Origin of the sequence: Natronospirillum sp., from assembly GCF_022565775.1 — a bacterium.
Lineage (GTDB): Bacteria > Pseudomonadota > Gammaproteobacteria > Pseudomonadales > Natronospirillaceae > Natronospirillum.
Window position 1 is genome coordinate 1 of record NZ_JAIUMC010000119.1, and the last position, 8136, is coordinate 8136.

An 8136-nucleotide genomic window follows, 5' to 3' on the forward strand; every position below is an offset into this window, starting at 1 on the left:
TGACGGTCGCTCCAGGTCATCTCTTCCAGGATGCGCAGACCGACAAAAGGCTGACCCTGTTTATCGCCACTGCAGCGCGTGCAGTACCACTCATCTTCCGGCAGGTCCGACTTGATGATCTCGATGATATGGCCCTGCAGCTCACCATTCACCACCTGGATTTCCACCAGACTCCGGGCTTCACCGGTATCATCATCAATCGTGCGCCAGACACCCTCAGGGCTCGGCGCGGCGTGCGCTGTCAGCATCAGCAGGCCAGCGGCAAAAGCAATAATCCAACGCATGGTTTTATCCTCATTGTTTTGGTTGGTTCTTTGCTTGAAGCTAGACCCAAAACCGGGACAAGTCACGTCAGTGAATTGTATTGCTGAAACTGAGTCCACAATCGAGCACCAGTTCGGCCACTCCCCGTTACTGACTGAAGCTGCTACCGGCCACAAAAGGGCATGACCTGAAAGCCGTTTCAGACTAAACTGCGCCGTTTTTCCAGTGTCCGGAGACTTGTATGTCGTCCCTGACCCCGCCGGCACGGCGCAAACTGTCCGGTCTCGGCTTCGCGCTGCTGTCGGCGCTCGCTTTCGGTGGTTCCGGCCCCTTTGCCCGCCCGCTGATGGATGCCGGCATTGACCCACTGCAGGTCACCTGGCTGCGCTTGCTCGGCATGGCCCTGCTGATGCTGCCCGTGGCGTGGATCTATCGCGGCCTGCTGCGTACCCAGTGGAAGCTGCTGCTGGCCTACGGCATTTTTCCGATTGCCGGCGTGCAGGCCTTCTACTTTGCGTCTATCGCGCGCATCCCCGTCGGCATTGCCCTGCTGATCGAGTTTCTCGGTCCGGTGCTGGTATTGCTCTGGGTCGGCCTGATTCGTCGCCAACCGGTGGCCCGCTCGGCCATGCTGGGGGTCGCGCTAGCAGTGCTGGGACTGGGCGGTCTGCTGGAAGTCTGGAAGGGCGTGGTGCTGGATCCGCTGGGTTTGCTGCTGGCCGGTCTGGCTGCCGCCTGCCAGGCGGGGTTTTTCCTGCTGTCAGATGCCGGCAGTGACGAAGTCGAGCCCATTGCGCTGATTGCCATTGGGGGCTGTGTGGCCTTCGTGATCATGACGGTGATTGCCCAGCCCTGGACGCTGCCCTGGTCGGTGCTCAGTGGCGAGATCTCGATAGCCGGGCAGCAAGCGCCGGCCATGGTGTCGGTAATCTGGCTGGGTTTGATCGCTACCGCGCTGGCCTACTGGACGGGCGTAGCCGCCATTCGTCGCCTGTCGCCTCCAGTTGCCGGAGGTGTTGCCTACCTGGAAGTTGTCACGGCAATCATACTGGCCTGGTTGCTGTTGAACGAAACTCTGACTATGGTTCAATTTACAGGTGCATCGATTGTGGTGCTGGGTGCCTGGCTGGCACAAAGGGGCACACCCGAGCCACTGGTGAACCCGGAACTGGCCATCAGTCCGCAATCTGACGCACCGACTACTCCGCGCTGAACAAAGAGGTTAGGGTTATTTTTTCTACACCATTGAGCTTTTATTTCAACAATGCGTCACCTCTGGTCTATGGCTGTATGGGCCTCGGCGGCGACTGGAACAACAGTGCACCCGGGTCGGCTGAACACCTGCAGGCCGAGGCTGCGGTGGAAGCCGCTCTGGAAGCCGGGATCACTGTGTTCGATCATGCCGATATCTACACCCGGGGCAAGGCAGAGGCCGTCTTCGGTGACCTGCTGAAGCGCCGACCTGACTTTCGCCAGCGCATGATTCTGCAGAGCAAATGCGGTATCCGCTTCGCCGATGCCAGTGGCCCACAGCGTTTCGATTTCAGTCCCGAATGGATCCGCACCTCGGTAGAAAACAGCCTGAAGAGGCTGAATACCGATTATCTGGACATATTGCTGCTGCACCGGCCGGATCCCTTGATGGAGCCCGAACCTGTGGCCGAACTTTTTCAGGCGTTGCAGGAGGAGGGCAAGGTGCTGCATTTCGGGGTGTCCAACATGCAACAGCATCAGATGCGGTTCCTGCGCAGTCACATGGTGTCACCGCTGGTGGTCAACCAACTCGAGCTCAGCCTGACCGCGCTGGACTGGATCAATCATCAGGTGGACTTCAACACCGGTCGCGGTGCCGACACCACCTTCCCCTCCGGCACGCTGGAGTTCTGCCGTCAGCAGGGCATTCAGTTGCAGGCCTGGGGATGCCTGAGTCAGGGCCGCCTGACCGGCCGTGATGTCAGCCAGGAAGTGGAATCCGTGCAGAATACAGCGCAACTGGTTGAACGACTGGCGGAACAGCACAACACCAGTCGGGAGGCCATCGTGCTGGCCTGGCTGCAGCGTCATCCGGCTGGCATCCAGCCGGTGATCGGCACCACCAACCCGGAGCGCATCGCAGCCTGTGCACAATCCTCGGAAGTCACGATGTCACGCGAAGAGTGGTATCAACTCTTTGTCACCGCACGCGGTGAACCCCTGCCCTGATCCCGAGCGGCGTACCATAGCGCATCCAGCCCTTCGACCCAGTTGCGATAATGGCCCCAGGGGTCTGCTGTGACGGCATGCGGTTCCAGCATGGGTTGCAGCCGTTCACGCTCGGCGTGCGACAGGCCCAGCCAGCGGTCAAGGCAGACCGCATCAATCCAGGGGTTGCCCCGCGCGGCAAATTCCCAGTCCAGCAGCGTCCAGTGCCGGCCCGCCAGCAACAGGTTGCCGGGGTGCAGATCATGGTGCATCAGACAGGGCTCGGCCTGCGGCCACTGACTGCATTCGCGTACCAGACGGTCGGCAAGCCGATGCCAGCGCGGGGTATCCGGGCAGTCTGCTGCATAGCCGCGCACCAGAGCCGGATAGTCCCAGGCCGGCACCTCGGGTAATGGGTGGCGCCAGAGTCGAACCAGTAGATCAGGCAGGGCGGCGCGCGCACGGCCATCAAGATCAGCAGGCTCCGGCGTCCGGCCCTCCAGCCAGGGCAACAACATGCCTTCCGGTGTCCAGGCCAGCAGCGTCGGCATCCAGGACCTTCCCTGCAAGGCCTGCATGATGGAGTGCTCCCGGTTCCGATCGACCCCCGGTGCCGGTACAAACTGCCGCCACACCCAACGCTGATCGCCGGCCTCCAGTCGCCACAGACGATTCGTGGCGCCCGGTGCCATGGGAACTGTCTGAACAGCCTCGGGCAACTGCTCGCGGACTGCAGCGGGGAGAACAGGGCCGATCTGGTCGTCGTTCAATCTGCTGCCCTCAGTCGGCGCGAATGGTGCCACTGGCGACCCGGACACTGTAGCCACCCATTCTGACAGTGCCCACCTGACCCGCCTGCTTGTCCACGCGGGCAAACAGTTCGCTGGGTCGTCCCATTTCCACACCCTGGGCAATGTGCCACTGCCAGTCGCCATCGGCCTCAGGCTGGCAGTGCGCCAGCAGACCACTCAGAGCACAGTTGGCACTGCCGGTTGCCGGGTCCTCGAGCACACCATCCAGCGGTGCGAACATGCGGGTGCGCAGGTCATAACCGTCCCCGTCACGGGTATAAAGGTGGATGTCTGGGGTAATGCCTCGGCCCTGCAATGCCTGCATGGCATTGATATTCGGGTTGGCCCGTGCCAGCGCGGCCCGGTCGGTGACTTCGGCAACCAGAAACGGCAGGCCGACCGAGGCAACGGTGGGCTGATGCGTGGCCGTCAGAATATCGCCGGGCTTCAGCCCGACGGCTCCAGCCAGTTCCTCCGCTGAAACGGTCTCGCCAAGCGACAGGCGCTGCGGCGCCTGCAGTTCGCAGTAGACCTCATCCTTGCTGCGCCGGGCAACGGTCACGGTAACCAGACCGGCCTTCTCCTCGAAGTGCAGCGTGGCATGCTCGTTGACCAGGGGCACCTGACCCAGCGCAGTCAGCATGAAGGCGGTACCGACATTGGGATGACCGGCAAAGGGCACTTCAATCTGCGGCGTGAAAATGCGCACCTGTCGCGTGTGCTGCGAGTCCTCAGGCGGCAGAACAAAGGTGGTTTCCGAATAATTGAACTCCCGGGCCAGAGTCTGCATCTGCTCGGTGGACAGGCCGCGCGCGTCCGGCACGACAGCCAGCGGATTGCCTCCGAAGCGGGTTTTGGTAAAGACGTCGCAGGTGTAGTAGTTCAGTTCCATTGGTCAAATCGCCCCCTTTATCTGCTTCAATTGTGATGCCTTGGTTCACGCCAGCGTCGCTCAGCAGAGCCTTGCCTTTGGGTTATGATACCGGGGTTTTTCCAGGCCATCATAGTCATTGTCTGCAACCTGAGGGGGCCCGGCTCACCTCTCTGCAGCAATCCGGCACTAACAACGACGGCCACCCCGCTGTAGTATATCCGGAAGATGGTTTTAAGCCTGCCGCGGCAACTGCTAGCCCTTTCGGACCATGACAACAAACACCACAGGATCAGAACTACCATGACCAAACTGGACGCCCTCAAGCAGATAACCACCGTAGTCGCCGACACCGGTGATTTCGAGGCCATCAAGCAATTCGAACCCACGGACGCTACCACCAATCCCTCTCTGCTTTTGAAAGCGGCTCAGCAAATTGCCTATGCAGGTCTGGTTGAAGATGCCCTGGCCTATGGGCGCAAGCAGGGCAGCACTCATGACAAGCAGGTTGAAACGGCCATGGACAAGCTCGCGGTCAACTTCGGGCAGCGCATCACCCAGGTGGTGCCGGGTTATGTCTCCACGGAAGTGGATGCACAGCTGTCCTTCGATACTGCCGGTACCATCGACAAGGCTCTGCGTTTTATCCGCCTCTACGAAGAGCAGGGCGTGAGCCGGGATCGGATTCTGATCAAGACGGCCTCTACCTGGGAGGGCATCGAGGCAGCCCGGGAACTGGAACAACAGGGCATAAAGTGCAACCTGACACTGCTGTTCAGTTTCGGCCAAGCCGTGGCCTGTGCCGAGGCCGGGGTGTTTCTGATCTCTCCCTTTGTTGGTCGCATTCTGGACTGGTACAAGGCCAGTACCGGCGAGGACTACAGTGCCGAAACCGACCCCGGGGTACTGTCGGTGCAGCGCATCTACCGCTACTACAAGGCGCACGGCTACAACACCGTGGTCATGGGGGCCAGTTTCCGCAACAAGGGTGAGATCGAGCAGTTAGCCGGCTGTGACCGACTGACTATCAGCCCTGCGTTGCTGGAAGAACTGGCCGCCGACACCGGAAAACTCAAGCCCATGCTAAACCCGGAGTTGGGAAGCAACGACGCCAGGCAGTCCATGGACGAGCAGACTTTCCGCTGGCAAATGAATGAAGATGCCATGGCGACCGAGAAGCTGGCCGAAGGCATTCGCAAGTTTCATGCGGACTATCTCGAACTGCGAAAGTTGCTCAGCGACAAGATCTGAGAACCGGAACCCCGACCATGAGGCCTAGTCCAGCCATCCTGGCCGTAGTGCACCACCAGGGCCGGGTGCTACTGGTGCGGCGCGGGCAACCGCCCAATGAAGGGCGCTGGGGCTTCCCGGGCGGCAAGATCGAACCTGGTGAAACCATCGCTGCCGCCGCCGAGCGTGAACTCCTCGAAGAAACCGGCGTGCGCGCCCGAGCCGGCCGCGTCCTGACCACGCTGGATGCTCTGGATCATGGCCCGGCGGGAGAACTGCGCCACCACTACATACTGGTCGCCGTGTCCTGTCAGTGGCTGAGCGGGGAAGCCGCCGCAGCCAGTGATGCTGCAGAAGTGCGCTGGGTTCCGGTCAGTGAACTGGGATCCTCCGGACTGGATCTGATCGAGCGGGTGGTTGAGGTGGCGCAACTGGGGTAGTGTATTCCTCATGACTAGGGAGCAGACCCATGAACCACCCCGACCTGGATATGCAGGACATAGCGCAACAGTTGCGTACCCTGCGCGAAGAACTGGAAGCACAGAGCAAAGGCTCGGAAGGGGCCCGGTCCACCGTTGAATTGGACCAGACGACGGTAGGGCGCCTGTCCCGCATGGATGCCCTGCAGGGTCAGGCCATGGCCAATGCCGAAGAGGAGCGCCGGCGCCTGATGATGCGTCGAATAGCTGCCGCATTGATGCGTATCGACAGCGGCGAATACGGTGCCTGTATCGAGTGCGACGAATGGATAGAAGCGCGGCGCCTGGCGTTTGATCCGACAGTGCTCAAGTGCATTGGCTGCGCCCGCTAACAAACCCTGGTTACATATAACCCGCCATTCAGGGACCTGGACTGATCGGCCGCCCGAAGACCTGGTCGCGGCCCAGGCGCTTGGCCTCTTCAAGCGCCTCGCGGGCACGACCGAACAGCGTCGCCAGCGAGTCGTCGGGCATTTGTGCCGTCATGCCGATACTGATGGTACACCGCTGCCCGTCGAGAAAACGGGCATTGTGCAGGGTCTCCCGCAGTGACTCTGCCAGTCGGGCGGCCCGGCTGATTGAGGTCTGCCGGCACAGAATCATGAATTCATCGCCACCCCAGCGACCCACTGTGTCCGCCGACCGCACCCGACTGAGGATCAGGTCCGCCACTTCGCTCAACAACTGGTCTCCTGCGAGATGACCAAACCGTTCATTGATCTGCTTGAACTGATCCAGATCCATGAACAGCACGCTGAACTTGCTGCCATAGCGCTCGGCTCGTCGCAACTCCACTTCCAGCTCTGTCTCCAGACGGCTGCGGTTGGCCACCTGCGTCAAGGAGTCCAGTTGTGTAGCACGGTCCTGCCCTTCAAGGCGGGTGCTGGTGCTGTCGAGCACGGAATTGTAGTGCGCCGCCATCAACTGCAATTCGCGCACCCACCGACCACCGCCGGGCAGTTCGACATAGTCGGCGCGCTCCATCGCCCGGGCGAACTTTCTCAGCGGCCGCAGCACTATCCCATAGAGCAGCGCGGCCAGAGCACCGGCCGGCAACAGAAACAACAACAGAGAGGTCAGGAAAAATCCGCGGGGCTCTGCCAGCGATTCAGGCAGCAAACGAGCTATCAGTATGAACAGCAGGCCCCAGCACAGAACCAGCACCAGGCTTCCTAGGCCCAGCAGGGTCAGCGCGGCTAAAGGTCTGGGATGGTAGCTCATCCTTTCAATCTAGAGGAAGAGCGGGCGCAGCGCCAGTCTAGTGCAACCAGTTAAAGCAATCACTCTGGCAATCGTTCGACCTGCTCCGCGCGAATAATACGACCACTATCGGCGCTGCTGATGAAGGTTCCTGTGACCTGCACGCGCTGGCCGACATGGTCGGCTACCCGATCTTCCGGCTCGATGGCCACCCGGTTCAGTTCGTCATCCTCGATCCAGAAGTGCAGCGGATCGTCGAAACTGCGCACCACGCCGGTTGTGCGGACATCGCGGCCGGCATAGCCCGACTGATGCGCCACCAACTGCTCCAGGGAGCGTTCCAGCACCACATCCGTGCAGGCGGTCAGAACCAGGGTCGACAACAATAGTGCGCAAGGGAGTAATTTCGTCATGCCCACAGCATAGCGCTCTCAACCGAGTGTTGCAGCTTCATCCGGGAACACGTCAGCTTGTAAGAAACTTACATTCTGGTATAGTGCGCGCACTTTACACGCCCCTGACCAGAGACCCGATTTTGATCACGCCGCCCTAGCGTTTCCTGCCACTGCATGCCCTGTCCGCGCGGACACCCGGCATGCAGCCGCTCTGACACCTATTCGATCCCAGCAGTCATGCCCCGTGTAGTCATACTCGCAGCGGGCTTCGAGTCGAAGGCATCAGACCCTGTCCTGTCAGCAGATCCACAATGAACAACCCCTGGAGACCCTGCTGCACATGCTGCAACGTTATTGGAACCAATGGACCCTGAATATTCGCGGTGACCTGATTGCCGGCCTGGTGGTCGCTCTGGCGCTGATCCCCGAAGCCATCGCCTTTTCCATCATTGCCGGCGTCGATCCCAAAGTCGGCCTGTATGCTTCATTCTGTATCGCGGTGATTATCGCCTTTGTCGGCGGGCGCCCGGGCATGATCTCGGCTGCCACCGGCGCCATGGCCTTGCTGATGGTCACGCTGGTGCGCGACCACGGGCTGGAGTATCTGCTGGTCGCCACGCTGCTGACCGGTGTGCTGCAGATTGGCGCCGGTTATCTGAAACTGGGCCGCCTGATGCGCTTTGTCTCGCGCTCGGTGGTCACCGGCTTCGTCAACGCGCTGGCCA

General features: G+C 61.0%; 10 protein-coding genes and 1 pseudogene. 6 read left to right on the top strand and 5 right to left on the bottom strand.

Features of this window, described 5'->3' with window-relative positions:
• Nucleotides 1-284 (bottom strand): annotated as a pseudogene (locus LAT62_RS15060) (DUF2147 domain-containing protein); the annotation flags it as partial.
• A 221-nt stretch (nucleotides 285-505) separates the two neighbouring features.
• Here LAT62_RS15060 and LAT62_RS15065 point away from each other — a divergent pair.
• Together LAT62_RS15065 and LAT62_RS15070 are read left to right on the top strand one after the other, a co-directional pair.
• Complete coding sequence (locus LAT62_RS15065; RefSeq protein ID WP_293385818.1) at nucleotides 506-1477, top strand: EamA family transporter; 972 nt, start codon at nucleotides 506-508, stop codon at nucleotides 1475-1477.
• Nucleotides 1478-1554: 77 nt separating this feature from the next.
• Entirely contained in the window at nucleotides 1555-2466 is a 912-nt protein-coding gene (locus tag LAT62_RS15070; protein WP_293385820.1) for an aldo/keto reductase family oxidoreductase, read from the top strand.
• Here the strand turns inward: LAT62_RS15070 and LAT62_RS15075 are convergent.
• Both LAT62_RS15075 and LAT62_RS15080 read right to left on the bottom strand, forming a co-directional pair.
• Nucleotides 2427-3215 carry a phosphotransferase gene (locus LAT62_RS15075; RefSeq protein WP_293385822.1) on the bottom strand — a complete coding sequence of 263 codons (789 nt, stop codon included), beginning with the start codon at nucleotides 3213-3215 and terminating at the stop codon, nucleotides 2427-2429. The two genes, LAT62_RS15070 and LAT62_RS15075, sit on opposite strands and share 40 nt — an antisense overlap.
• 10 nt (nucleotides 3216-3225) lie before the next feature.
• Nucleotides 3226-4128: a PhzF family phenazine biosynthesis protein gene (locus tag LAT62_RS15080; protein WP_293385824.1), complete on the bottom strand. Its 903-nt coding sequence runs from the start codon at nucleotides 4126-4128 to the stop codon at nucleotides 3226-3228.
• A 282-nt stretch (nucleotides 4129-4410) separates the two neighbouring features.
• Here LAT62_RS15080 and tal point away from each other — a divergent pair, with 282 nt between their 5' ends.
• From tal to LAT62_RS15095, 3 genes are read left to right on the top strand one after another with little or no spacing between them, the layout of a single operon-like run.
• The gene (gene tal, locus LAT62_RS15085) at nucleotides 4411-5358 is read left to right on the top strand and encodes a transaldolase (protein ID WP_293385826.1); all 948 of its coding nucleotides are present in this window, start codon (nucleotides 4411-4413) and stop codon (nucleotides 5356-5358) included.
• Nucleotides 5359-5375: 17 nt separating this feature from the next.
• A complete protein-coding gene (locus tag LAT62_RS15090) occupies nucleotides 5376-5777 on the top strand; it encodes an NUDIX hydrolase (protein ID WP_293385828.1) in 402 nt (133 codons plus the stop codon).
• Nucleotides 5778-5806: 29 nt separating this feature from the next.
• Complete coding sequence (locus LAT62_RS15095; protein ID WP_293385830.1) at nucleotides 5807-6148, top strand: TraR/DksA C4-type zinc finger protein; 342 nt, start codon at nucleotides 5807-5809, stop codon at nucleotides 6146-6148.
• A gap of 28 nt (nucleotides 6149-6176) precedes the next feature.
• Here the strand turns inward: LAT62_RS15095 and LAT62_RS15100 are convergent, their stop codons facing one another.
• Nucleotides 6177-7037: a GGDEF domain-containing protein gene (locus LAT62_RS15100; protein ID WP_293385832.1), complete on the bottom strand. Its 861-nt coding sequence runs from the start codon at nucleotides 7035-7037 to the stop codon at nucleotides 6177-6179.
• A 59-nt stretch (nucleotides 7038-7096) separates the two neighbouring features.
• A complete protein-coding gene (locus tag LAT62_RS15105; protein WP_293385834.1) occupies nucleotides 7097-7429 on the bottom strand; it encodes a hypothetical protein in 333 nt (110 codons plus the stop codon).
• A gap of 322 nt (nucleotides 7430-7751) precedes the next feature.
• On the opposite strand from LAT62_RS15105, the gene LAT62_RS15110 reads away from it, so the two are divergent.
• Nucleotides 7752-8136, top strand: a 385-nt coding sequence (locus LAT62_RS15110; RefSeq protein WP_293385836.1) for a SulP family inorganic anion transporter, incomplete at its 3' end; no start/stop codon positions are given.